The 23,213-nt window shown below is 74.0% G+C and carries 23 protein-coding genes; 9 read left to right on the forward strand and 14 right to left on the reverse strand.

Translation table 11 applies throughout. The annotated features are described in order from the left end of the window. Window positions 1–45: 45 nt before the first annotated feature. Window positions 46–2,682 carry an ATP-binding protein gene (locus tag AWW66_RS11570; protein WP_083978405.1) on the reverse strand — a complete coding sequence of 879 codons (2,637 nt, stop codon included), beginning with the start codon at window positions 2,680–2,682 and terminating at the stop codon, window positions 46–48. 157 nt (window positions 2,683–2,839) lie between these two features. Between AWW66_RS11570 and AWW66_RS11575 the strand changes: the two genes are divergently transcribed. After that, window positions 2,840–4,222, forward strand: coding sequence for a M48 family metalloprotease (locus AWW66_RS11575; RefSeq protein ID WP_067364076.1), 1,383 nt, complete (start codon window positions 2,840–2,842; stop codon window positions 4,220–4,222). Between the two features lie 116 nt (window positions 4,223–4,338). Here the strand turns inward: AWW66_RS11575 and AWW66_RS11580 are convergent, their stop codons facing one another. The 4 genes from AWW66_RS11580 to AWW66_RS11595 all read right to left on the reverse strand — a co-directional run bounded on the left by AWW66_RS11580 (window position 4,339) and on the right by AWW66_RS11595 (window position 9,051). After that, entirely contained in the window at window positions 4,339–5,493 is a 1,155-nt protein-coding gene (locus AWW66_RS11580) for an acyl-CoA dehydrogenase family protein (protein WP_067364079.1), read from the reverse strand. A gap of 296 nt (window positions 5,494–5,789) precedes the next feature. Further along, the gene (locus AWW66_RS11585; RefSeq protein WP_067364082.1) at window positions 5,790–7,322 is read right to left on the reverse strand and encodes an acyl-CoA carboxylase subunit beta; all 1,533 of its coding nucleotides are present in this window, start codon (window positions 7,320–7,322) and stop codon (window positions 5,790–5,792) included. A 265-nt stretch (window positions 7,323–7,587) separates the two neighbouring features. Beyond that, entirely contained in the window at window positions 7,588–8,502 is a 915-nt protein-coding gene (locus tag AWW66_RS11590; protein ID WP_067364085.1) for a hydroxymethylglutaryl-CoA lyase, read from the reverse strand. 351 nt (window positions 8,503–8,853) lie between these two features. After that, the gene (locus AWW66_RS11595) at window positions 8,854–9,051 is read right to left on the reverse strand and encodes a hypothetical protein (RefSeq protein ID WP_067364088.1); all 198 of its coding nucleotides are present in this window, start codon (window positions 9,049–9,051) and stop codon (window positions 8,854–8,856) included. 391 nt (window positions 9,052–9,442) lie between these two features. Here AWW66_RS11595 and AWW66_RS11600 point away from each other — a divergent pair, with 391 nt between their 5' ends. Further along, entirely contained in the window at window positions 9,443–10,354 is a 912-nt protein-coding gene (locus AWW66_RS11600; RefSeq protein WP_067364089.1) for a hypothetical protein, read from the forward strand. A 388-nt stretch (window positions 10,355–10,742) separates the two neighbouring features. On the opposite strand, the gene AWW66_RS11605 is transcribed toward AWW66_RS11600, so the two are convergent. Together AWW66_RS11605 and AWW66_RS11610 are read right to left on the reverse strand one after the other, a co-directional pair. Next, the gene (locus AWW66_RS11605; RefSeq protein ID WP_067364092.1) at window positions 10,743–12,080 is read right to left on the reverse strand and encodes an acetyl-CoA carboxylase biotin carboxylase subunit; all 1,338 of its coding nucleotides are present in this window, start codon (window positions 12,078–12,080) and stop codon (window positions 10,743–10,745) included. Between the two features lie 70 nt (window positions 12,081–12,150). Beyond that, on the reverse strand, window positions 12,151–12,783 hold the full coding sequence (locus AWW66_RS11610; RefSeq protein ID WP_211271918.1) for a TetR/AcrR family transcriptional regulator: 633 nt from the start codon (window positions 12,781–12,783) through the stop codon (window positions 12,151–12,153). 104 nt (window positions 12,784–12,887) lie between these two features. Here AWW66_RS11610 and AWW66_RS11615 point away from each other — a divergent pair, with 104 nt between their 5' ends. Further along, a complete protein-coding gene (locus tag AWW66_RS11615; protein ID WP_067364103.1) occupies window positions 12,888–13,304 on the forward strand; it encodes a DUF7144 family membrane protein in 417 nt (138 codons plus the stop codon). A gap of 57 nt (window positions 13,305–13,361) precedes the next feature. Here the strand turns inward: AWW66_RS11615 and AWW66_RS11620 are convergent, their stop codons facing one another. The 4 genes from AWW66_RS11620 to AWW66_RS11635 all read right to left on the reverse strand — a co-directional run bounded on the left by AWW66_RS11620 (window position 13,362) and on the right by AWW66_RS11635 (window position 15,998). After that, window positions 13,362–14,264, reverse strand: coding sequence for a sulfurtransferase (locus AWW66_RS11620; RefSeq protein ID WP_067364106.1), 903 nt, complete (start codon window positions 14,262–14,264; stop codon window positions 13,362–13,364). A gap of 29 nt (window positions 14,265–14,293) precedes the next feature. After that, a complete protein-coding gene (locus AWW66_RS11625; RefSeq protein ID WP_067364108.1) occupies window positions 14,294–14,740 on the reverse strand; it encodes an imidazolonepropionase-like domain-containing protein in 447 nt (148 codons plus the stop codon). 1 nt (window position 14,741) lies between these two features. Next, window positions 14,742–15,512: an SGNH/GDSL hydrolase family protein gene (locus AWW66_RS11630; protein WP_067364111.1), complete on the reverse strand. Its 771-nt coding sequence runs from the start codon at window positions 15,510–15,512 to the stop codon at window positions 14,742–14,744. Between the two features lie 141 nt (window positions 15,513–15,653). Further along, complete coding sequence (locus AWW66_RS11635) at window positions 15,654–15,998, reverse strand: hypothetical protein (protein WP_067364156.1); 345 nt, start codon at window positions 15,996–15,998, stop codon at window positions 15,654–15,656. Between the two features lie 201 nt (window positions 15,999–16,199). Here AWW66_RS11635 and AWW66_RS11640 point away from each other — a divergent pair, with 201 nt between their 5' ends. The 6 genes from AWW66_RS11640 to AWW66_RS11665 all read left to right on the forward strand — a co-directional run bounded on the left by AWW66_RS11640 (window position 16,200) and on the right by AWW66_RS11665 (window position 20,804). Then, window positions 16,200–17,006: a helix-turn-helix domain-containing protein gene (locus tag AWW66_RS11640; RefSeq protein WP_067364114.1), complete on the forward strand. Its 807-nt coding sequence runs from the start codon at window positions 16,200–16,202 to the stop codon at window positions 17,004–17,006. Window positions 17,007–17,014: 8 nt separating this feature from the next. After that, the gene (locus AWW66_RS11645) at window positions 17,015–17,191 is read left to right on the forward strand and encodes a DUF397 domain-containing protein (protein WP_067364162.1); all 177 of its coding nucleotides are present in this window, start codon (window positions 17,015–17,017) and stop codon (window positions 17,189–17,191) included. Between the two features lie 110 nt (window positions 17,192–17,301). Next, the gene (locus AWW66_RS11650) at window positions 17,302–19,092 is read left to right on the forward strand and encodes a proline--tRNA ligase (RefSeq protein ID WP_067364117.1); all 1,791 of its coding nucleotides are present in this window, start codon (window positions 17,302–17,304) and stop codon (window positions 19,090–19,092) included. Between the two features lie 58 nt (window positions 19,093–19,150). Beyond that, window positions 19,151–19,576: a CBS domain-containing protein gene (locus AWW66_RS11655; RefSeq protein ID WP_067364120.1), complete on the forward strand. Its 426-nt coding sequence runs from the start codon at window positions 19,151–19,153 to the stop codon at window positions 19,574–19,576. Window positions 19,577–19,669: 93 nt separating this feature from the next. Continuing rightward, window positions 19,670–20,098: a SufE family protein gene (locus AWW66_RS11660; protein ID WP_067364123.1), complete on the forward strand. Its 429-nt coding sequence runs from the start codon at window positions 19,670–19,672 to the stop codon at window positions 20,096–20,098. Between the two features lie 70 nt (window positions 20,099–20,168). Further along, window positions 20,169–20,804, forward strand: a complete 636-nt coding sequence (locus AWW66_RS11665) for a DsbA family oxidoreductase (RefSeq protein ID WP_067364125.1) — start codon at window positions 20,169–20,171, stop codon at window positions 20,802–20,804. A gap of 67 nt (window positions 20,805–20,871) precedes the next feature. On the opposite strand, the gene AWW66_RS11670 is transcribed toward AWW66_RS11665, so the two are convergent. From AWW66_RS11670 to AWW66_RS11680, 3 genes are all read right to left on the reverse strand, one after another. Next, window positions 20,872–21,423, reverse strand: coding sequence for a YbaK/EbsC family protein (locus AWW66_RS11670; protein WP_067364128.1), 552 nt, complete (start codon window positions 21,421–21,423; stop codon window positions 20,872–20,874). A gap of 98 nt (window positions 21,424–21,521) precedes the next feature. Beyond that, entirely contained in the window at window positions 21,522–21,716 is a 195-nt protein-coding gene (locus tag AWW66_RS11675; protein WP_067364131.1) for a hypothetical protein, read from the reverse strand. Window positions 21,717–21,725: 9 nt separating this feature from the next. Then, on the reverse strand, window positions 21,726–23,138 hold the full coding sequence (locus AWW66_RS11680; RefSeq protein WP_067364134.1) for an MFS transporter: 1,413 nt from the start codon (window positions 23,136–23,138) through the stop codon (window positions 21,726–21,728). Window positions 23,139–23,213: the final 75 nt, after the last annotated feature.

Genomic DNA, 23,213 nt, shown 5'->3' on the forward strand with positions numbered 1-23,213 from the left:
GGGGAGCACCGGGGGATGCCGGCGCGAGCGATGGGCGAGGACATATCAGGGGGCATATCGCTCGCGCCACCCTCCGGAGGAGGTTACCCGACTCCGGTCCGGACCAACGTACCGCGTCACCGTCAACGCGTACAGTAACCCCTCCTCGTGCGGCAGCAGTCGGATGCCGCTCTCCTGACAGACCTGGTCGAGCCGGTCCAGCACCCCGACGTCCGTCGTGCTCGCGGCCAGCCCCACCAGCGCCTCCACCACGTCCCGACGGTCCTGGCCGTCGCCACCGGCCTCGGCGGCCACGGCGAACCACTCCGCCGCCAGGTCCCGGTCACCCCGCAGCAGCGCGATGGTGCCCTCGACCAGCGCGCCCACGCCGTCCTCCGGAGGGCCCGCCGCCCCCACCGGCTCCGCCCGACCGGCCGACGGCGACCCGGACGGGCCGGCCCGGGTACGCAGCTCGCGGAGCACGTCGGCCGCCTCGGCCGCCCGGCCGTCCTGCGCCAGCGCCAGGCCGACCGTGCCGAGCACCCGCCGGTGGCACCCCGGGTCACCCAGGTCGGCCAGCGCCGCCGCGACCTGCCGGCCCTGCTCCACCGCGTCGGCGTACCGGCCCTCCAGCCGGGCCACCTCGGCCAGGTTGGCCCGCGTCAGCAGACGCAGCCGCTGGTCGGCGCACTGCGCGGCGAGCCGCCCCGCCGCGGCCAGCCGACGCCGGGCCCCGGACAGGTCACCGACCCGGATGTCGTGCCAGGTGAGGTTGTTGTGCGCCACCGCCATGTCCCGGATCCGCCCGGTCCGGGCGGCGAGGACCAGCACCTTCTCGGCCTGCTCCCGGGCCTCGTCGTGAGCCCCGGTGGCGATGAGCAGCGAACAGAGCACCGTCCGGGCCGCCAGCTCCCCGCCGACGTCCCCGGCGACCCGGAAGGCGGCCAGGGCGGTACGGGCGTGGGCCACCTCCTCGACGCCGGCCCGGCGTCCGGCGGTCAGTTCCGCCGCCCCGAGCAACGCCCAGGCGCGCAGGACCGGATCGGCGTCGGCGGTGCGGGGGTCGGCCAGCAACCGGCACAGCCACTGCCGCCCGGCCGCCTCCCGCCCCCGGAACCGCCACCACCGGGACAGGCCGGCCGCCAGCAGGAGCGCGGTCTCCGGGTCGTCGGCCGCCGCGTGCTCCAGCGCCGAGGCGATGTCGGCGGCGACCTCGTCCAGCCGGCGGGCCGCCGCCGGGAGGCCCGGCCCGACCAGATCGGGCGCGGTACGCCCGACGAGGCGGGCGACCACCTGGGCGTGCCGACGGCGGATCGCCCGCGCCTCGCCGGCCGTGTCGGCCTGTTCGACGGCGAACCCCCGGACCACGTCGACCAGCCGGAACCGGAACGGGCCGCCGCCGGAGACGTCGAGCAGGCCCAGGTCGTGCAGCCGGTCCAGCACCGGGACCGGGTCGACCGTCACGGTGCCGTCCGCGTCGGCCTCGTCGGCGAGCAGTTCCTCGGCCAGGTCCACGGACCACCGGTGGTGGAACGCGGCGAGCCGGCGCAGCGCCTCCCGCTCCGGTGGAGTGAGTAGCCGGTAGCTGTCCGCCAGCGCCTCCCGCAGGGTCACCACCGCCGGGCCGGTGGCGTCCCGCCCGGCGGATGCCGGGCCCGGCACCGGCCAGCCCGTCCGCTGCGCCGGCCCGGCCAGGTCCAGCACCCGGTCGCCGTACCGGGCGAGCAGTTCGGTGAGGTCGAGGATCCGGGCCCGGGCGGCCATCAGCTCGATGGCCAGCGGCAGGCCGCCGAGCCGCCGGACGAGCGCGGCCAGGGCCGGCAGCTCCGCCGGGGTCGGCGGCTCCCGCCGGACCTGGGCCAGGCGGGTGGTGAAGAGCGCCACCGCCGGGTACGCCGCGAGCGCCACCGCCCCCTCCCCGTCGGCCTCCGGCGGCGGTACGCCGAGCGGGGCGACCGGCCGGACCCGCTCCCCCGGCGCCCCGACCGGTTGCCGGCCGGTGACCAGCAGCCGAAGCTGCGGGAGGATCGGGGCAAGCCGGAACAGCGCCTCGGCCACCTGCTCCGGTGCCCCGTGCGCGCCGTCCACCAGCAGCACCGCCGGGCGACCCGCGAGCCGGGTGGCGAGGTCGTCGACGTGGCCCGCCCCGAACGCCGCCGCCACCGCCGCCAGGACGTCGTCGGCGTCCGCGCCCTCGCCGACCGGCACTCCGGCGGCCCCGGCGGGGTACCGGGTCGCCACGGCGTGCGCGACCGTCAGGGCCAGCGCCGTCTTCCCCACCCCGGCCAGCCCGACCAGGCTGACCAGCCGGGGGCCGTACGGATCGATCAGGAGCTGGACCAGCTCGGCGGCCTCCCGGTCCCGGCCGACCAGCACGGGCCCGGCGGGCAGCGCCGGAGGACCGCCGGAGCCGGTGACCGGCACGACGCGCTCGGGCCCGGCGGCGGCTCCCCGGGCGACGGCCATGAAGGCCGTCCGGGCCGGGCCGGTCAGCGCCAGCGCGCCGACGAGCAGCTCGACGGTGGTGCGCTGCGGGCGCGACGAGTGCCCCCGCTCCAGGTCCCGTACCGTGCGGACGCCGACGCCGGCCCGGGTGGCCAGCTCGGCCTGGGTCAGACCGGCGGCCAGCCGGTGCCGCCGCAGCAGGTCCGGCAGGTGGACACCACCGGCCGCGCCCACCGCTTGATCATGGCCCGGAGTCATGGCCCCCGACCCTACGGGCCGCAGTCCACAGCGGGCAGGGCAGCGTCGGGCACCCGACCCTGACCTGCCGAAACCCGACAGCCGGCCGGCTCGTCGCATTGATCACGATCTGCCCGGTCGGATTGATCAGGATTTCCGGTGCCGGCAGGATACCGGCATGGTGGACGACGACCTGCCCGGTGGCCTGGGTGTCTGGCGGGCCCGCTGGCTGGTGCTGCGCCACGGCGGGACGCTCGGACCGGTGGTCTACGGCGCGGGCGCGGTGGCCCTCGCCCCGCTGTTCCTGCTCTGGCTCGCCGTGCTGGCCCTGGTCGACCAGGTGACCGCCCGGTGGGGCAGCCGGGACGGGGTGCCGGTCGCCCCGGAGACCCACCCCGAACTGTCCGCCCTGGTGACGGAGGTCGCCCGGCACCTCGGCACCGACCCGCCCGACCGGGTGCTGTTGTCCGCCGAGCCGGTGGTCGAGGCCGAGGTGACACACGGGCAGCGGTACCTGCGGATCGGCCTTCCGGTGCTGGCCTGCCTCAGCCGGGCCGACCTGCGGGCCGTGCTGGGGCACCGGCTCGCCCTGCTGCGCCACCGGCGGGCGGGACTCGTCGTACCGCTGGTCGCCATCTGGATGGACGCGGTGCGCGACAGCGCGGACGAGACCGGGCGGAAGCTGCGCCGGGCCACCCGGCTCCGCCGGGAACTGGACGCCTTCGCCGCCCAGGTGCAGCGGGACGCGGACGCGGCGGCGGCCACCGTGGCCGGCGGCGGCGGGCCGGCCGCCCGCGCGACCGCGCTGGCGCACGTGGTGGCGCAGACGTACCTCGACGACTTCCTGGACCTGCTCGGCGTGCCCGAACGGACCCTGTGGCGGCGCGGGGTGGGCGTCCGTGACCTGGACGACGGGTGGCGTCGGGTGGTGCACCGGGGTCTCGGCGAGTCCGACTGGGACGAGGAGACGGCCGAACTGCTGGCGACGATCCACCCCGGCCTGGCCGGGCCGGTACGGGCGCTGGGCACCACGCCCCTGTCGGTACGGCCGAGCCCGGACCCGGTGCCGGTCCCGCCGCTCACCCCACGCCAGCAGCGCCGGCTCGTCCGCCGGTTGCTCGGCATCCCGTTCCCGGAGTCCCTGCGGTGGACCACCTTCGCCGAGGCCCCGCACGCCTGGTGGCGACGGCGGGCGACCCGGGACGCCGACTCGGTCCGCGCCGACGTGGCCACCGTCCTCGGCCGGGAGCCGGTCGACGACCTGGAGGTCTACCAGGTGGTCCGGACCCGGACCCGGGAGGTGCTGGCCGCCGCCTTCGACATCCCGCTGGCGGACCTGGCGGACGAGCAGCCGTACGACGACGATGACCCGCCCGGCGCCCTGGTGTTCCTGGTCGAGGACGCCCTGCTGCGGCGCGGGTGGCGGCTGGAGCACCCGGCCGTCCGGGGCGTCCTGGTCGACCCGGCCGGCGACCGGGTGGACGCCCGGCAGGTGCTCGTGGCCGCCGCCGGTGACCCCTCGGCCCTGCGCCACTGGCTGACCGCCGGCCCCTCCGCCTGACCGGTCCCCGCCGGCCCTCCGCCTGACCGGTCCCCGCCGGCCCTCGTTTCAAGCGCAGGGTGACGGTGAGAAGGGGCACCTTCTCTACCGGAGGCGTTAAGAAGGGGCCCTTCCTTTCACAGCCCCAGGTCGCGGGCGATGATCATGCGCTGGACCTCGGAGGTGCCCTCGCCGATCTCCAGGATCTTGGAGTCCCGCCAGAACCGGGCCACCGGGTACTCGTTCATGAAGCCGTACCCGCCGTGGATCTGGGTGGCCTCCCGGGCGTTGTCCACCGCGATCGTGCTGGCGTGCAGCTTGGCGATGGCCGCCTGCCGCTTGAACGGCTCACCGGCGAGCATCCGGGCCGCCGCGTCGTAGTACGCCAGGCGGGCGGTGTGCGCCTTCGCCTCCATGTCGGCGATCTTGAACTGGATGGCCTGGTAGTTGCCGATCGGCTGGCCGAAGGCGTGGCGCTCCCTGGCGTACTTGATCGACTCGTCGACGCAGCCCTGGGCGAGGCCGACGGCGAGGGCGGCGATGGCGATCCGCCCCTCGTCGAGGATCCGCAGGAACTGGGCGAAGCCCCGCCCCCGCTCACCGAGCAGGTTCGCCGCCGGCACCCGGCAGTCGTCGAAGGTCAGCTCGTGGGTGTCCGAGGCGTTCCAGCCCACCTTGGAGTACCCGGGCGCGACGGTGAAGCCGGGGGTGCCGGCGGGGACGATGATGGTGGACAGTTCCTTGGCCCCGTCCGGCCGGGTGCCGGTGACCACGGTGACGGTGACCAGACTGGTGATGTCGGTACCCGAGTTGGTGATGAACGCCTTCGAGCCGTTGATCACCCACTCGCCGGTCCGCTCGTCCAGCACCGCGCGGGTCTGGGTGCCCCCGGCGTCCGAGCCGAACCCGGGCTCGGTGAGACCGAACGCGGCCAGCGCCTCGCCGCTGGTCAGCTTCGGCAGCCAGCGCGCCTTCTGCTCGTCGGTGCCGAAGCGGTGGATGGGCATCGCGCCGAGGGAGACCGCCGCCTCCAGGGTGATCGCCACACTGGAGTCGACCCGGGCCAGTTCCTCCAGGGCGAGGCAGAGCGCGAAGTAGTCGCCGCCCATGCCGCCGTGCTCCTCGGGGAAGGGCAGCCCGAACAGCCCCATCTTCCCCATCTGCCGGACGACCTCGTACGGGAAGGTGTGCTGCTCGTAGTGCTCGGCGATCACCGGGGCGACCACCTCGCGGGCGAAGTCCCGGACGCTGTCGCGCAGCGCCTCCTGCTCCTCGGTGAGCCGGAAGTCCATCTGATCCTCCTGTGTGGCTGAGCCGCCGGGCGCTCGTGACGCCGGGACGGGTGGTTCGTGCCGCTCGACCCCGACCACCGGTGGGATCGGGCCGAGCTGCTCGTTCGCGGGGCCGACCGGGTGCGGCCGACGGGCTGCGGGTGGCCGGGCTGCCGGCCGTCGGGGCGGGAGGCCGGGCTGCCGGCCCTCCGACGCGCCCGGCCGGGCTGCCGGCCCTCGGGTGCGGGCGGCCCTCGGGTGCGGGCGGGCCGACTGCCGGGTGCGGGCGGCGGGCGCGGGGTGCGCCGGCCGGCGGGTCAGACCGGGGTGACGCCGTGCCGGCGACGGGAGAAGGACCGGTCCTTGCCCCGGGCGGCGGCGAACCGCCGGACCAGTTCGGCGCGCAGTTCGTGCGGCTCGACGACCGTGTCGATGACCAGCTCGCTGGCGAGCCGGACGAGGTCGATGTCCCGCTCGTACTCCTCGCGCTTCGCGGCGACGAAGGCGGCCCGCTCGGCCTCGTCGCCGATCGCCGCGATCTTGTTGGCGTAGACCGCGTTCACCGCCGCCTCCGCCCCCATCACCGCGATCTTCGCGGTGGGCAGCGCGATCGTCGCGTCCGGCTCGAAGCCGGGGCCGGCCATCGCGTACAACCCCGCGCCGTACGCCTTGCGCACCACCACGCAGATCTTGGGTACCGTCGCCTCGGAGATCGCCGTGATCATCTTGGCCCCGTGCCGGATGATGCCCTGCTTCTCCACCGCGCTGCCGACCATGAACCCGGGCACGTCGGACAGGAACAGCAGCGGCACGTTGAAGGCGTCGCAGAGCTGCACGAACCGGCTCGCCTTGTCGGCCGAGTCGACGAAGAGCACCCCGCCCTTGAACATCGAGTTGTTCCCGACCACGCCGACGACCTCGCCGTTCAGCCGGCCGAAGCCGATGGTCAGCTCCTTGGCCCAGAGCGCCTGGATCTCGAAGAAGCTGCCCTCGTCGAGCAGGCCCTTGACGTACCGGCGCATGTCGAAGGCCTGCCGCTCGCTCGCCGGCACCAACGCGGCCAGGTCGACCTTCGCGGGCGCCTCGGCGGCCGGCGCGACCGGCGGTGCCTGGGTCCAGTTCGCCGGCAGGTACGACAGGTAGCGTCGGACCACGTCGAGCGCCTCGGCCTCGGTCTTGCAGAGGAAGTGTCCGACGCCGGACTCGGCGCAGTGCACCTTCGCCCCGCCCATCGCCTCCAGCGTGGTCTTCTCGCCGGTGACCATCTCGACCATCCGGTCCGAGCCGAGGTACATGCTGGCGTTGCCGTCCACCATGGCCACCACGTCGCAGAACGCCGGAATGTACGCCCCACCGGCGGCGCTCGGCCCGAACAGCGCGCAGACCTGCGGGATCGAACCGGAGGCGCGGACCTGGTTCCAGAAGATCTTGCCGGCACCGCGCCGACCGGGGAACAGGTCGACCTGGTCGGTGATCCGGGCCCCGGCCGAGTCGACCAGGTAGACCATCGGCACGCCGGTCGAGTACGCCCGCTCGATGACCCGGATGATCTTCTCGACGGTCCGCGCGCCCCAGCTTCCCGCCTTGACCGTCGAGTCGTTGGCCATCAGGCAGACCTGCCGACCGTCGATGGTGGCGGTGCCGGTGACCACGCCGTCGGCGGGCAGCCCGTCGGCCAGCGCGTTGGCGTAGAGGCCGTCCTCCACGAAGGAACCCTCGTCGACCAGGTACGCCACCCGTTCCCGGGCGAACAGCTTGCCCTTGGCCGCGTTCGCCGCATGGTACTTGTCCGCGCCGCCGGCCCGAGCCCGCTTGCGGAGCTGCTCCAGTGCCTCACCGTCGAGCGTCACGCCGACCCCCTACCCCGCCGTACCCGGGTGGACTCACCACCCACCCGCACACCGACCTGAACGATCGTTAGGCTATCCCATCCCCACCCCCTCCGGCGACCCCCGCCCCTCCCCGCTCCCCACCCGCCCCCCGCCGCACTCCCTGGCTGTTGATCATGGAGTTGGCGGCGCTTTCCGGCTCGGGGAGTGCCGCCAACTCCATGATCAACGGGGTGGGGAGGGGGAGGGCGGGGGGGCGGGGTGGGGTGGGGAGGGGGGTGGGGGGTTAGTGGGGGGTTAGGCGGGTGCGGGGGCCGGCGCGGAGGACGCCGGAGGGGAGGGGCTTGCCGACCAGGCGTTCGGCGAGTTCGGCGGCCTCGATCAGGGCGTCCAGGTCGATGCCGGTGTCGATGCCCAGGTCGTGCAGCATGTGCACGGCCTCCTCGGTGGCCAGGTTGCCGCTCGCCCCGGGGGCGTACGGGCAGCCGCCGAGCCCGCCGACGCTGGCGTCGAACTCGGTCACCCCGAACTCCAGCGCGGTCATCAGGTTCGCCAGGGCGGTACCCCGGGTGTTGTGGAAGTGCAGCAGCACCGGTACGTGTGCGTTGCGGTCGCGTACGGCGGCGAGCAGGTCACGGACCCGACGTGGGGTACCCATGCCGGTGGTGTCGCCGAAGGCGACCCGGTCCGCGCCGTCACGGACCACCCGGTCGACGATGCCGGCGACCCGTGCCGGGTCGACGTCCCCCTCGTACGGGCAGCCGAAGCTGGTCGCCACGATCACCTCGACGGTCGCGCCGGCGCCGTGCAGCAGGTCGATCAGCTCGGCGATGTCGTCCAGCGACTCGTCGGTGGAGCGGTTCACGTTGCGCCGGTTGTGCGTGTCGCTGGCCGAGACGACCACCTCGATCTCGGTGAAGCCGGCGGCCAGGGCGCGCTGCGCGCCCCGGGTGTTCGGCACCAGCGCCGAGTAGCGCACCCCGTCGACCCGGGTGGCCCGCTGCCACACCTCGTCGGCGTCGGCCATCTGCGGGATCGCCTTCGGGTGCACGAAGGAGACCGCCTCGATCCGCCGGACGCCGGTGCCGGAGAGGGTGTCCAGCAGCCGTACCTTGGCCTCGGTCGGGATCGGGTCCTCGTTCTGGAGCCCGTCGCGCGGCCCGACCTCGCGGATCGACACGAAATCTGGCATCTCGGTCATGCGTCACCTCACTGTGACCCGGTGGCCACCCGCCGACGAGTGGCCGCGTAGCTGGTGGTGCTGCCTACAGGGAAGCAGAGCCGACCCGGCCGCCGCCACCGTCCGGCGTGCCACCCGGGGGCGTTACCAGCCGGGAGGCACCCGAACCCGGACCTGTTGTGCGACCACGAGCGTGCGGGGTGGCCCGTCCGGCCCACCGCCGCCGGCCGTCTGGTGGCCGTCTGGTGGCCGGAGCGACCGGACGGCCGAAAACGCCGCCACGCGACACGGCGGCGACGGCGGGGATCGATACCGTGGGGCCGCGCGGCGAGGGGGCAGGTGTGCACCCACCCCCTCGCGGCATGCCTCGGGTCAGCGCTCGGACGGTCCTTCCAAGAGCTCCGCAGCGCACCGGAGGACGGCCGGGAGGACACCGGCGTACGCGCCGACGTCCTCCCGGCCCACGAGCAGGATCACCGCCACCACCCCCTCGACGTACCCGGCGAGCGTGCGCAGTGTCCGGGCCGCCCGCCGACCGTCGGTCAACCCCCTCGGCCCGATGTCGTCCATTCGTTTTCCGCTCACATTTCCCCTCTCGCCCGGCGGACCGGGTCCGTGGAATGTCCACCGACCCGTCGGCGAGCTCTCACCGGTGAATCCAGGACGGTTCCCGGCGTCACTCGCGCGAGAGGCCCAACGAGACAGCACACCGGTTGCGCGTGGCGTTCTGGCCGCCTTGCGCGTCGGTCACCCGGCCAAAGTGGAGGTTGCGCCGTAGGGCCCGGCGTTCCCCGGTCACCCTGCGGGAACCAGCGCCCCGGAGCATTCCGGCCCGTCGACTGTCCTACCCGGACAGCGACCCGGCCAGAAATTGACCGACGACACAGCCGATCGGCGTCCACACTTGATCGGAGACGATAGAAATACGGTTCCCACGTCATGTGCTCTCGGAAGGACCGACATGACATCGCAGAACGCCGGGCCGGTGCGGACCCGGGGGCGGCATCGGCGGCACCGACTCGCCGACCGCACCGAACTCGCCGCGGAATTCACCGCACGGTACGGCCCGGCCGTGGCCGAGTACGCGCTGGCGGCGCGGGACCTGGTGGAGCGGTGTCCGGAGATCGGCCCGATCGACACCTGGAGCAGGCTCGCCGACGCGATCTGCGGCGGGCGGCCGGAGTGGCGTCAGGAGAACTGGCGTAAACGGCTGTCCCGGCACTTCACCACCGAGAGCAAGGGGCCGCCCTGGCAGACCGTGGTCCTCGTGGCGAAGGTGACCGTACCGGAGGTCGACCGGCGGGCCACGCTCGACGACCTGGCCCGGCTGCACCGGTCCGCCCGGGGCGACTGGCCCCCGGCCTGGCACCCGGCGGACGACGGCTGCCCGGACAGGGCTGGCGGGACGGGCATCGCGCAGACCGCCCCGGGAAGCCCGGAGAGCCCGGAGCTGGCCAGGTTGCGCCGCGAGAACGCGGTGCTCCATCGACAACTGGCGGCCAGCCAGGCGGAGATCGAAAGGCTGCGCGCCGAGCCGGGGCGGGACCAGCGGCGGGGCCTACCCCGGCGGCAGCCGCCGGGCCCGGGGTCGCGCCACCGGCCGGCGGCTGGCCACGAGGCGCCAGGCTGCCCGCCGCACGAGGGGGCCAGGGCCGAGGATCCGCCGCGAGGGCGGGAGGCGGCAGCCCGCCGCGACAGCCCCAACAGCGGGCGTTTCCCTGCCGGCCAACCCACCGTCGCGGGGTCGAACGGGCCCCGCCTCCCCATCCGCCTCGACACCGCGACACCGCGACCGCCGATCGCCGCCGACGTCGCCCACTGGGTCGCCGCCGACCCGGTCGTACCCCGCCAGACCGCACCACCCCGCCCCTGACCGTCCGGGGCCAACCAGCCAAGCGGGCGGACGGGGTGGCGGGGTGGCGGGGTGCGCGCACAGGTCGTCGCCTCTCGTCGTCGCCCACGGGCCAACCCCTCAGCGCCTGTCGAGCTGATGTCGTGAACGACTCACACTCCGTCGGGTCGTCAGGCCGGTGGCCCGACGCAGTGCGGACGGCGCGGCGGTGAGCCCCGTGAGGCGACCAACCGGATCGCGCGGTGATGTCGTCAACGATTCAGCTCGACAGGCGCGCGGAGGTCAGCTCGACAGGCGCGCGCGGAGGGACGTCGTCAGCCGGCTCCTCAGGCGGCTCCTCGGAGACGACAGGCACCGCACCGACGCCGCGCAGGCGGGCCGGGCGGGCCGGAACAGGGACGGAACCGGGTCAACGCATCCGGCCGACGATGCCGGTGTCGTAGTCGCCGGAGCGGAACTCGTCGGTGTCGAGCAGTTCGGCGAAGAAGGGCAGGTTGCACTTCGGGCCGGCGACCTCGAACCCGGCCACGGCGGCGCGGGCCCGCTCGATCGCCTCGTCCCGGGTGTCGGCGTGCACGACCAGCTTGGCCAGCAGGCTGTCGTAGAACGGGGTCACCGTGTTGCCCGCGACGTACCCGGAGTCGACCCGGACCCCCTCGCCAGCCGGCTCGTTCCAGGTGGCGATCCTCCCGGGGCCGGGCAGGAAGCGCTTCGGGTCCTCGGCGTTGATCCGCAGCTCGATGGCGTGCCCGCGCGGGGTGAGCGTGGCCGGGTCGACGGTGGGGGCGAGGCCGGCGGCCACCCGCAACTGCTCCTCGACCAGGTCGACGCCGTACACCAGCTCGGTCACCGGGTGCTCGACCTGGAGGCGGGTGTTCATCTCCAGGAAGAAGAACTCGTCGGTGGCGGGGTCGAGCAGGCACTCGACGGTACCGGCGTTGCGGTAGTCGACCGCCTCGCCGGCCCGGACCGCCGCCGCCAGGAGGCGTTCGCGCAGCGCCGGGCTGACCGCCGGGGAGGGGGACTCCTCGACCAGCTTCTGGTTGCGCCGCTGCACCGAGCACTCCCGCTCGCCGAGGGCCACCACCCGGCCGTCGGCCAGGCCGAGGATCTGCACCTCGACGTGGCGTACCCGGGGGAAGTACCGCTCGATCAGCACCGAGCCGTCGCCGAACATCCGCTCGGCGAAGGCCCGCACCTTGTCGTACTCGGTGCGCAGCGCGGCCTCGTCGGTCGCCACGCCCATGCCCATGCCGCCGCCACCGGCGGCGGCCTTCACCATCACCGGGTAGCCGATCTCGGCGGCGGCGGCCACCGCCGCGTCCAGGTCGGCCGCCGGCTCGGTGGTGCCGGCCGCGACCGGGACCCCGGCCGCCGCCATCAGGTTCCGGGCGTTGATCTTGTCGCCCATCGCGGTGATCGCGTCCGCGCCGGGACCGACCCAGATCAGGCCGTTCGCCTCGACGGTACGGGCGAAGTCGGCGTTCTCCGACAGGAAGCCGTACCCGGGGTGGATCGCCTGCGCGCCGGTGGACTTCGCGGCGGCGAGGATGGCGTCGGTGTTGCGGTAGCTCTGGGCCGGGTTCGCCGGCCCCACGCAGACCGCCTCGTCCGCCTCGGTGACGAACGGCAGCGCGGCGTCGGCCTCGGAGTGCACCGCGATGGTCCGGATCCCGAGCCGTCGTGCGGTCCGGATGATCCGACGAGCGATCTCGCCACGGTTGGCGACGAGCAACGACTCGATCATGTATTCCTCCAGCGTCCAGGGGTGGGGACGGGAGTCAGGGAACCACGACCCGGCGGTCGTCCACCAGCGGTCAGGACTGCGGGCTGGCGAGCAGGGCGGCGAGGGTGGCGGCGCGCAGCAGCTCGGCGCGACGCCGGCGGTCCACCTCACCGCCGAGGAACGGGGTCGAGTTCATCAGGCCGAAGGCGGCGTGCGCGAGCACCCGGGCCTCCTCGGCGGGGAGCCCGGCGTGCAACGCGGTCAGCACCCGCACCCACTCCTCCACGTAGAGCCGCTGCAACCGGCGGATCTCCCGCCGGGGCTCCTCGGGCAGCCGGTCCAGCTCGTGCAGGTGCAGGGCGATCACGGCCGGGTTGGCCAGGGCGAATTCGACATGGAAGGTGATCAGGGACTCGACCGCCGCCCGGGGGTCCTCCGCGTGCCGCAGGGCCCGCTCCCGGCCACCGGCGAGCAGCCCCTCGCTGACCGGCACGAGGGCGGCGACCAGCATCGCCTCCTTGCCGGCGAAGTGGTGGTAGAGGGCCGGCCCGGTCACCCCGGCGGCGGCGCCGATGTCGTCCATCGACACGCCGTGGTAACCGCGCGCGGCGAAGAGCCCGACCGCGATCCCGAGGATCTCGTCCCGTCGGGAACGTCGCCGACTCCGCCCCGGGGCCGCCCGGGTCTGCTGCTCGACCGTCACTCGATCAGCGTAGTCCCCCATCGACCCTTCGTGGTGGACCGGACGCGAGCCGAGACCGGACCGTACCCCGCGCGAATCGGACTGCTCGCCGGACATGTCGGATACAACCCTCATAACCTGGGACGGTGACGCAGCGCACCGACGGTCCGGTGGTGACCACCAGCACGCCGGGCGGCCCGGGACGGCCCCTGCCGCTGGCCGGCGCGCTGCTCTGCGGGGCGGCCGTCATCGACGTCGTGGTCAGCCTCGGCGACCTCACCACGAACCAGTACGCCAGCCTCAGCCGGGAGGGGGTGGTGCTGCACGACATCTCCGGTTGGCTCCGGGCGCACCTGGTGGTCGGGGTGCTCCTCGGGCTGGCCGGGGTGGTCGCCCCGCTCGGCCGGATCTGGTCGACCTGGGCCGCCCTCGTCGCGGTGGCGCTCGGGGTGCTGGCGGACCTGGTGACCGGGCCGTTCCACCCGGTGCAGGCGTTGATGACGACCGGGCTCACGCTGGCCGCCGCCCGACTGCTGGTCAGGTACGGCCGGCTCAGGTGTTAGGAGGGGTCCCTTTCCAGCGCGTACGCGCTGGAAAGGGACCCCTCCGCACCACTCGGCTCAGCCGGTGAGGCCGCCGGGCTGGTCGCCCTTGACGACGGGGGCCCGGACCAGGTTGCCCCACTCGGTCCACGAGCCGTCGTAGTTGCGCACCTGCGGGTACCCGAGCAGGTGGCGCAGGACGAACCAGGTGTGGCTGGACCGCTCACCGATCCGGCAGTACGCCACCACGTCGTCGGACGGGCTCAACCCGAGTTGGTCGGTGTAGATGGCGCGCAGTTCGTCGGCGGACTTGAAGGTGCCGTCCTCGTTCGCCGCCGACTTCCACGGCTTGCTCACCGCGCCCGGGATGTGCCCGCCGCGCAGCGCGCCCTCCTGCGGGTAGTCCGGCATGTGCAGCATCTCGCCGGTGTACTCGCCGGGCGAGCGGACGTCGACCAGCGGCCGACCGGTGGCGATGTGCGCCATCACCTGCTCCCGGTACGCCCGGATCGGCGCGTCGTTGCGCTCCGGCACCGGGTACTCGGCGCGGGGCCGGGTGACCTTCTCCCGGGTCACCTCCCGCCCCTCGGCGATCCACTTCTGCCGGCCACCGTCGAGCAGCCGGACGTCGGCGTGGCCGAAGAGGGAGAAGACCCAGAGGGCGTACGCGGCCCACCAGTTGAAGTTGTCGCCGTAGAAGACGACCGTGTCGCCCCGGCCGATGCCCTTCGCGGCGCACAGTTCGGCGAAGTCGGCCGCGTCCAGGTAGTCCCGGGTCACCTGGTCGTTCAGCTCGGTGTGCCAGTCGACCTTGACGGCACCCTGGATGTGCCCGGTGTCGTAGAGCAGCACGTCCTCGTCGGACTCGACGACGACGAGCCCGTCGTCGCCCAGGTGCTCGGCCAGCCACTCCGTGCTGACCAGCCGCTGCGGGTCGGCGTACGACTGGAAACGGGGATTCGGATCACTCGGCACAGGCATGAGCCCCAACCTACGCCCGTCGCCCCGGGTCAGGTGGTGCGATGCAGGAGGCGGCCGGCAACGACGGTGGCCAGGCAGGTGCCGTCGGGGGCGAAGACGGCCAGGTCGGCGCGGACACCGACGGTGAGGACCCGGGGCGCGGGGGTGGCCGGGACGGCGACGTGGCTGCGCAGCGCCGCCGCCCGCAGGTCGGGATCGGTGAGCCGGGCGGCGGGCACGGCGGCCACGCCCAGCCGGAACAGCGCGTGCACCCGCTCCCGTGGGGTCGGGGCCGCCGGCAGGGGCCCGTCGTGCACCAGCGCCGGCCCGAGGGTGCCGGCCCAGTGCCGCACCCGGACCTGCGGGTACGCCCCGGTCAACTCGTCCAGCGGGCCGACGGCCTCGACCCGGTCACCGGAGACCAGCACCCCCTGGCCGGGGCGCGGCTCGGCGTCCGGGGTGGTCCGCAGCAGCGTGCCGGCGTGGATCGTCCGCACGTCAGTCGGCGTCGACCGGGCCGAGCGACGGGCGCTTGGCGGTCACCAGGTCGCCGGAGGAGCGGCCGGTGAGCCGACGCCGGATCCACGGGGCCAGGTGCTGCCCGGCCCAGCGCAGGTCGGCGGCGCGGGCGGCGAGCCAGGGCGACGGCTCCGGGTGCGGCGGCACCAGCAGCCACTCCTCGTCGCAGCCGACGCCGAGCGCGGTGAGCACCTGGGCGGCCACCCGGCGGTGCCCGGCCGCGGAGAGGTGCAGCCGGTCGGTGCTCCACAGCAGCGGGTTCAGGTACGTGTCGTCGGCGTACAGGTCGACCAGGATCGCCCCGTGCCGCTCGGCGGTCTCCCCGACGGCCTGGTTGAGCAGGGCCACCCGGGGCGCGACGAGCCGCTGACCGGGCAGCCGGGCCATCAGGTCGGCGAACCGGAACAGCACCACGTCGGCCCCGCTCGACCGCAGCTCACCGACCACCTCGTCGAAGCGGGAGACCAGCGTCTCCGGGTCGAAGCTGCGGCGCAGCACGTCGTTGCCGCCGGCCGCGAAGCTGATCAGGTCGGGCTTCATGGCCAGCGCGGCGGGCACCTGCTCGGCCACCACGTTCGGGAAGAGTCGCCCCCGGATCGCCAGGTTGGCGTAGCCGAAGTCCGGGCCGGCCTCGACGGCCAGCCGGGTGGCGACCAGGTCCGCCCAGCCCCGGTACGTCCCGTCCGGGTACGCGTCGTCCATGCCCTCGGTGAAGCTGTCCCCGACCGCCACGTAACTGCGCCAGCGCACTGAAACCCTCCGCTTCGCGGGTGGAAGGAGGGGCCCCTTGTTAACGCATACGGTTGTAAAGGGGGCCCTTCCAAACGCCAGCGACAGTCTGGCACCCGGCGGGGCGGGGACGCCGGCACCGCCCCGGGAACGTGAGGGAGTTCATCGGCGACGATCCCCGCCCGGACCCGACCGGCGGTACGGGGCCCAGGAGACGAAACGGTCGAACAGGTCGCGCGGGGTCGGCCCGTCGTGCGGGTTGAGCCGGAACAGGTCGTGCGAGGCCTCGTGGTACAGCCCCGAGAGGTAGACCGCCAGGTTCACCGGCTGCTCCGCGTACTCGATGGTGAGCAGCAGCCGGGCCTCGGCGCACGGCCACGGTCCACCGCAGGCCCGGCACAGCCACAACGGCCGCAGCGGCAGGTGCGGCGGCCGGTCCGCCGGGCAGGCGCGGGGCCGGTCGGGGTACGGCCCGAGCCGGGGTACCGGCCACCCGTCGCGCGTCACCACCCGCGTCCCCCGGCGGCCCGCCCACGACGGAACGGGTTGAGCATGTCGACCTCCTCGGATCGTGACCACTGTGTGACAGTCTGCTGACGGCGGCGCTCCTGCCGGAAGCCGTCGAGGCCGGTCGGGGCGGGAGGCGGGACGCCGACAGGCACCCGGCGCGGCACGCCGGGACGGAGGCGGACGGATCGTGGAGGGACTGTGGAAGGTGAACCGACCTCGGAGCTGATCCGGGCGCAACTACGCCGGTACCGGCTCAACGCCGAGCTGAGTCAGGAGGAGTTCGGGAAGCTGGTGCACTACTCGGCCTCCCAGGTCTCCGCCGTCGAGTTGGGACACCGCCCGCTCGACCGGCTGTTCCTCAAACGCGCCGACGAGGTGCTGAAGACGGACGGGCTGCTGGTCTCCCTGCTCAAGATGGCCGAGCGTGACGGCCAACCGAGCTGGCTGCGCCCCTGGCTGGAGGCGGAGCAGAACGCCCGGCAGTTGCGCTGCTACCACCCCACGCTCGTCCCCGGCCTGTTGCAGACCGAGCACTACGCCCGCGCGGTCCTGCGCGCCGACGACATGCTCAGCGACGAGGAGGTGGAGAAACGCCTGGCCGTACGGATGGACCGGCAGGCGATCCTGACCGGGCCGACCCCGCCCAAGCTCGTCGTGGTGGTCGAGGAGACGGCGTTGCGCCGGGCCGACGAGGGGTTCCGGGGCATCATGACCCAGCAGATCACCCACCTGGTCGACGCCAGCGAACGCGCGACCATCAGCGTGCACGTCGTCCCGGCGGAAATCAGCGGGCACATCGGGCTCGCCGGCCCGTTCACCCTGGCCCGGGACGCCGAGGGCGGCTGGGTCGGGCACCTGGAGAACCAACTCGGCGGCACGACCATCGACAACGATGAGCAGGTCGCTATCCTGCTGGCGAGGTGGGAGAGCGTCCGCAGCGAGGCCCTGCCTCACGGACAGTCGGTGCTGCTGATGAAGGAAGTGATGAGATCGTGGACGATCTGACCCACGCGCTGACCGGCGCGACCTGGCGCAAGTCCACCCGCAGTGGCAACGGCGAGTGCGTGGAGGTCGCCGTCGACCTGCCCGGCGGCGTCGCCGTCCGCGACAGCAAGGACCCGCACGGCCCGGTCCTCGCCTTCACCCCCGGGACCTGGCGTACCTTCGTCGCCGCCACCAGGCGCCCCTGACGCCCTGACGCCCGCGTCACCGACGGGGCACTGGGCAGCGCCGCCCGGCGGCGGCGAACCGCCGGGCAAATCGGTACCGCCGGCCGACGGCGGGGTCCTACGCTGCGCGCATGTTGTTGCGGATGTCGACGTTGCTGCTGCGGACCCTGCGCGAGGACCCGGCCGACGCCGAGGTGCCGAGCCACCGGCTGCTGCTGCGCGCCGGGTACGTCCGGCGGGCCGCCTCGGGCGGGTTCACCTGGCTGCCGCTGGGCAAGCTGGTGCTGGACCGGGTGACCGAGATCGTCCGGCAGGAGATGGTCGCCATCGGTGACCAGGAGGTGCACTTCCCGGCGCTGCTGCCGGCGGAGCCGTACCGGACCAGCGGACGGTGGGCGGAGTACGGCGACGACATCTTCACGCTGGCCGACCGCAGGGGCGCCGAGCACCTGCTCGCCCCGACCCACGAGGAGATGGCCGCGCTGCTGGTGAAGGACCTCTTCACCTCGTACCGGGACTTCCCGGTGACGCTGTTCCAGGTGCAGACGAAGTTCCGCGACGAGGCCCGACCCCGGGCCGGGGTACTGCGCGGGCGGGAGTTCCTGATGAAGGACGCGTACTCCTTCGACCTGGACGAGACCGGCCTGCGGGCGGCGTACGACCGGCACCGGGTGGCGTACCGGCGGGTCTTCGACCGGCTGGGGCTGGCGTACACGATCGTGGCCGCCACCTCGGGGGCGATGGGCGGTTCGGCGTCGGAGGAGTTCCTGGCCGCCACCGAGGTCGGCGAGGACACCTTCGTCGGCTGTACGGCCTGCGCGTACGCGGCCAACACGGAGGCGGTGGTGACCCGCGCCCCGGCACCCGGTGACCCGGCCGCGCAGCCGCCCGCCGAGGTGCACGACACCCCGCAGACGCCGACGATCGCCGCGCTGGTGGCGCTGGCGAACGCGCGCCGGCTCGCCGGGCGGGACGACTGGAGCGCCGCCGACACCCTGAAGAACGTGGTGCTGACCGTCCGCCGCCCCGGGGTCGACGCGGCGGAACTGCTGGTCGTCGGGGTGCCCGGGGACCGGGAGGTGGACCTCAAGCGGATCGGGGCGGCCCTGCACCCGGCGAGCGTCGCCGTCTTCGAGGGCTGGGACGAGCAGCCCGACCTGGTCCGGGGGTACCTCGGCCCGCAGATCCTCGGCGCGCTCGGCATCCGGTACCTGGTGGACCCCCGGGTGGCCCCCGGCACGGCCTGGCTGACCGGGGCGAACGAGCCGGGCCGGCACGCGGTGCACGTGGTCAGTGGGCGGGACTTCCACCCCGAGGGCACCGTCGAGGCCGCCGAGGTCCGCCCCGGCGACCCCTGCCCGGCCTGCCCGACCGGCGAGCTGACCATGCGCCGGGGCATCGAGGTGGGGCACATCTTCCAGCTCGGCCGCCGGTTCACCGACGCCTTCGCGCTGGACGTGCTCGGCCCGGCCGGCACACCGGTGCGGCCCACCATGGGCTGCTACGGCATCGGGGTGTCCCGGGCGGTCGCGGCGATCGCCGAGCAGCACCACGACGAGCGGGGGCTGGTCTGGCCGGCGGCGGTCGCGCCGTGCGACGTACACCTGGTGGCGGCCGGGAAGGGACCGCAGCTCGACGCGGCGCTCGACCTCGGCGGGCGGCTGGCCGCGGCGGGCCTGCGGGTGCTGGTCGACGACCGGACGCACGTCTCGGCCGGGGTGAAGTTCACCGATGCCGAACTGGTCGGCATCCCCCGCACCGTGGTGGTCGGTCGCCGCCTCGCCGACGGGTACGTGGAGGTCCGGGAGCGGGCCACCGGGGAGCGGGTCGAGGTACCCCTCGACGGGTTGGTCCCCCGAATGGTGGACGAGATGCGCCAGGAGTGTGAACAGACACTCGGGAAGCACCCGGACCGGGTGTAGCGATCGTATGACTGGGTACCGGTGCCCGATCGGGTTGTCTGTGCATCAGGAGGCTCTCATGGCCGGATTTCGGGTCGGTGACGTGATGACCAGGCAGGTGGTCTACCTGCCGGCGGAGACCACCCTGGAAGAGGCGGCCAGGGTGATGAAGGAGGCGGACATCGGCGACGTGGTGGTGACCGACGGCGCGACCCTCGCCGGCCTCGTCACCGACCGGGACATCGTGGTCCGGGCGGTGGCCGAGTGCAGCGACCCCAAGGTCACCACCATCGGCTCCATCACCACCCGCGAGGTGGTGATGATCGAGCAGAACGCCAGCGCCGGTGAGGCGGCGGCGCTGATGCGGGAACGCGGCATCCGCCGGATCCTCGTCTGCGACGCCGAGCGCAAGCTCGTCGGCATCGTCTCCCTCGGCGACCTGGCGATGCAGCTCGACCCCACCTCGGCCCTCAGCGAGATCACCGAACACGCCCCGAACTACTGAAAGGAAGGGCACCTTATTAACGCTTCCGGTAGAGGAAGGGCCCCTTCTTAACACCTGCGGAAGGGGCCCTGCTGGCGGCGGTAGCCTGACCTGATGCCCGAGATGCCGACCACGCTGGCCGAGATCGTCGACGAGTTCGCCGCCGCGCCCCGGGACGTGGTGCTGGAGATGCTGCTGGAGTACGCCGACGTCATCCCACCCCTGCCGGCCGAACTCGCCGACCGGGAGGGCATGGAGCAGGTGCCGGAGTGCCAGACCGCCTTCTTCCTGCGCGCCGAGGTGACCCCGGACGGCACCGTGACCACCTGGTTCGACTGCCCGCCGGAGGCGCCGACCACCCGCGCCTTCGCCGGCATCCTGGCCGAGGGGCTGGCCGGGGCGAGCGCCGCCGAGGTCCTGGCCGTTCCGGACGACCTGTACCAGCGGATGGGGCTGGCCCAGGCGATCAGCCCGCTGCGGGTCCGGGGCGGCACCGCGATCCTGGCCCGACTCAAGCGCCAGGTCCGGGAACAGACCACCTGAGGCCCGCCAACGCTGGAAACAGCAGGCCGGGCCGGGAACAGACCGTCCGGGTGGCGCGTTGTCCGGGGGCATGGAGATCGAGATCTACTCCGACGTGGTCTGCCCGTGGTGCTGGATCGGCAAGCGCCGGCTGGAGCAGGCGCTGGCGTCGTACGACGGCCCGGTGACCCTGCGGTACCGCCCGTTCCAGCTCGACCCGACGCCGGTCGCCCGGCCGGTACCGCTGATCGAGGCGCTGGCCGCGAAGTTCGGTGGCCGGGAGCGGGCCGAGCAGATGGCCGCCCAGGTCACCCGGGTCGGGGCGGAGGCCGGCCTGACCATGAACTTCGAGCGGGCGATCGCCGCGAACACGTTCGACGCGCACCGGCTGATCCGGTACGCCGACGAGCGGGGGCAGGGCGTCGAGGCGGTGGAGGCGCTGCACCGGGCGCACTTCGCCGACGGGGTGGACATCGGGTCGCGTGCGGCGCTGGCCACCGTCGCCGCCGGGCTCGGCCTGGACGCCGAGGCGGTCCGCGCCCACCTGGACTCCGACGCCGGCAGCGCCGAGGTGACCGCGGACCTGACCACCGCGCGGCAGATCGGGGTGAGCAGCGTGCCGACCTTCGTGCTCGCCGGCAAGTACGCGGTGACCGGCGCCCAGGAGCCGGAGACCCTGCTCGCCGCCCTGACCGAGGTGGAGAACCGGGAGTCGGCACCGCACTGACCTGCACCGGGCCGATGTTTCACGTGCAACAACATCAACAACGATGCATCGAAGCGGAGCCGGCCGCTCAGGCGGCCGGCTTGGCCAGGCCCTCGATCACCTGCGCCCCGGGCAGCACGCCGAGCGCCGGCCCCGGCAGCGCGATCTTGCTGTGCCGTACGCCGGAGCCGATGATCACGTGCGGCGTGGCGACGACCCGGGAGTCGACCAGGATCGGCCACTCCTCGGGCAGCCCGATCGGGGTGATCCCGCCGTACTCCATCCCGGTCGACTCGACCGCGTCGGCCATCGGGGCGAAACTCGCCTTGCGGACCTCCAGCAGCCGGCGGACCACACCGTTGACGTCGGCGCGGGTGGTGGCGAGCACGATGCAGGCCGCGTACCGGACCTGCCCCTCCCGCTTGCCGGCGACCACCACGCAGTTGGCCGACTCGTCCAGCCCCACCTCGTACGCCGCGCAGAAGGCCGCCGTGTCGGCCAGGTCGGCGTCGATCGGCGCGACCAGCACCTCGTCGACGTCCACCGGGGCGTCGGCCGGCCACTGGCCGATCGCGGCGGCGACCGGCGCGGCGAGCAGGTCGAGGCGGGTCCGGGCGGGCTCGGTCTTCAACGTCCCCATCACGGGTCCGATCCTCGCACCCGCTGGTCAGCCCCCGCGACCGGCACCCCGACGGGAGCCACCGGGCCGACGCCGGGACGCCACCGCCGGGCCGGTGGTCAGCCGTTGGCGAGGAAGGCGTTCTGCTGCATGAAGTCCCGGTCCCGCTCGGCGGCCATCCGCTCCATCCGGAGCGCCTCCGCCCGCCGGACCTCCAGGTCCTCCATCGCGTGCCGGACCGACACCCGGATCACGGCATAGAGGAAGACGAAGCCGAAGACGTACAGGATCACCATCGCCGCAAGTGTGAACATGACGTCACGTTAGGCGGAACGTGAGCCCGCCACGGCTGCGTCGCCGACCCCGTCCCCCGGACGGATGACCGCCGGCGGCACCACCCGACCGGCGAGCAGCGCGCCGAGCAGGGCGCAGCCGACCGCCACGGCCAGCATGGCCAGGTACGTCCCCGGGCCGGGCGCGGCGCCGACGGCGAGCACCGAACCGGTCAGCGCCAGCACGACGGCGGTGCACAGGTTGTCGCCCAGTTGCAGCGACGAACTGTTGCGGCCCTGCTCACCGGGGGCGGACAGGGCCAGGGTGAGCACCGACAGCGACGGGTACGTCAGGCCCATGCCGAGCCCGGCCACCGCCCAGCCGACCACCCCGACCGCCACCGGCACGGCGGGCAGGACGCCGAGCATCACCGTCGCCGTGCCGACCGTCAGGCAGGTCAGCCCCACCCGGGGCAGGGTCGCCAGGGACCGGGGCGCGACCCGGCCCTGCACCCACGCGCCCAGCGACCAGGAGAGGGCACCGGTGGTGAGGACCAGCCCGGCGGCGGTCGGCGAGAAGCCCCGCTCCCGGGAGAGCATCAACGGGATGACCACCTCGGCGCTGGCGAAGGCGGCGGCGGCCAGCCCGCGCAGCCCCACCACCGTGGGCAAACCCCGCGCCGCCCGCAGGAACCCCGCCGGCAGCAGCCGGGGCACCGAGCCGGCCAGGCCAACCAGGGCGGCACCGACGAGGACCACGGCGAGCACGCCGCGCTGCTGCCCGCCGTAGTGCAGCAGGGCGGCACTCACCCCCGCCGCGCAGGCCCAGGCGATCCGCGTCCGGGCGCCCGGCGCGGGACGGCTCGCGGCCGGCGTCCCGATTTGGCGTACGCCGGAGTGCACCAGCAGCGCCGCCGGCACCGCCACCACCGGCACGGCGAGGAAGACCCACCGCCACCCGAGGTGCTCGACGACCAGCCCGGCCACCGCCGGGCCGACCAGCGAGGGTACGACCCAGGCCGCGGCGAAGGCGGCGAAGACCTTGCGCCGCAGGTTCTCGGGGTACGCCTGCCCGACGACGACGTACAGCGCCACGGTGAGCAGGCCCGAGCCGAAGCCCTGCACCATCCGGCCGACGACGAGCAACTCCATCACCGGGGCGCTCCCGGCGACGAGCAGCCCGACCACGAACCAGCCCACCCCGTGCCACATCGGTCGCCGTGGCCCCCGCGCGTCGCACCAGATGCCGGAGACCACCATGGCGATCACCCCGGCGGCGAACGTGCCCCCGAACGCCAGGCCGTAGAGGGCCAGCCCGTCCAGGGCGGCGGCCACCGTCGGCATGGCGGTGCCGACCGCCAGCGCCTCGAAGGCCAGCAGGGACACCAGGGCGACACTGCCCACGGTCATCGCCCGCAGGTGCGGGGCGTACAGCCGGTCGCTGGCCGGCGGTTCGGTCACCATGACCCCGAGCCTGCTCCTTGCACCCGGCTTCAGGTCAAGCCGGGTGCAAGGTCACGCCGGGTGCAAGGTCACGCC

The organism is Micromonospora rosaria (assembly GCF_001567585.1).
Classification (GTDB): domain Bacteria; phylum Actinomycetota; class Actinomycetes; order Mycobacteriales; family Micromonosporaceae; genus Micromonospora; species Micromonospora rosaria.

Coding starts and splice junctions, on each gene's coding strand:
- AWW66_RS11570 (WP_083978405.1), bottom strand. CDS start 2,682: ATGACTCCGGGCCATGATCAAGCGGTGGGCGCGGCCGGTGGTGTCCAC.
- AWW66_RS11575 (WP_067364076.1), top strand. CDS start 2,840: ATGGTGGACGACGACCTGCCCGGTGGCCTGGGTGTCTGGCGGGCCCGC.
- AWW66_RS11580 (WP_067364079.1), bottom strand. CDS start 5,493: ATGGACTTCCGGCTCACCGAGGAGCAGGAGGCGCTGCGCGACAGCGTC.
- AWW66_RS11590 (WP_067364085.1), bottom strand. CDS start 8,502: ATGACCGAGATGCCAGATTTCGTGTCGATCCGCGAGGTCGGGCCGCGC.
- AWW66_RS11595 (WP_067364088.1), bottom strand. CDS start 9,051: ATGGACGACATCGGGCCGAGGGGGTTGACCGACGGTCGGCGGGCGGCC.
- AWW66_RS11600 (WP_067364089.1), top strand. CDS start 9,443: ATGACATCGCAGAACGCCGGGCCGGTGCGGACCCGGGGGCGGCATCGG.
- AWW66_RS11605 (WP_067364092.1), bottom strand. CDS start 12,080: ATGATCGAGTCGTTGCTCGTCGCCAACCGTGGCGAGATCGCTCGTCGG.
- AWW66_RS11610 (WP_211271918.1), bottom strand. CDS start 12,783: ATGGGGGACTACGCTGATCGAGTGACGGTCGAGCAGCAGACCCGGGCG.
- AWW66_RS11620 (WP_067364106.1), bottom strand. CDS start 14,264: ATGCCTGTGCCGAGTGATCCGAATCCCCGTTTCCAGTCGTACGCCGAC.
- AWW66_RS11650 (WP_067364117.1), top strand. CDS start 17,302: ATGTTGTTGCGGATGTCGACGTTGCTGCTGCGGACCCTGCGCGAGGAC.
- AWW66_RS11655 (WP_067364120.1), top strand. CDS start 19,151: ATGGCCGGATTTCGGGTCGGTGACGTGATGACCAGGCAGGTGGTCTAC.
- AWW66_RS11660 (WP_067364123.1), top strand. CDS start 19,670: ATGCCCGAGATGCCGACCACGCTGGCCGAGATCGTCGACGAGTTCGCC.
- AWW66_RS11665 (WP_067364125.1), top strand. CDS start 20,169: ATGGAGATCGAGATCTACTCCGACGTGGTCTGCCCGTGGTGCTGGATC.
- AWW66_RS11670 (WP_067364128.1), bottom strand. CDS start 21,423: ATGGGGACGTTGAAGACCGAGCCCGCCCGGACCCGCCTCGACCTGCTC.
- AWW66_RS11675 (WP_067364131.1), bottom strand. CDS start 21,716: ATGTTCACACTTGCGGCGATGGTGATCCTGTACGTCTTCGGCTTCGTC.
- AWW66_RS11680 (WP_067364134.1), bottom strand. CDS start 23,138: ATGGTGACCGAACCGCCGGCCAGCGACCGGCTGTACGCCCCGCACCTG.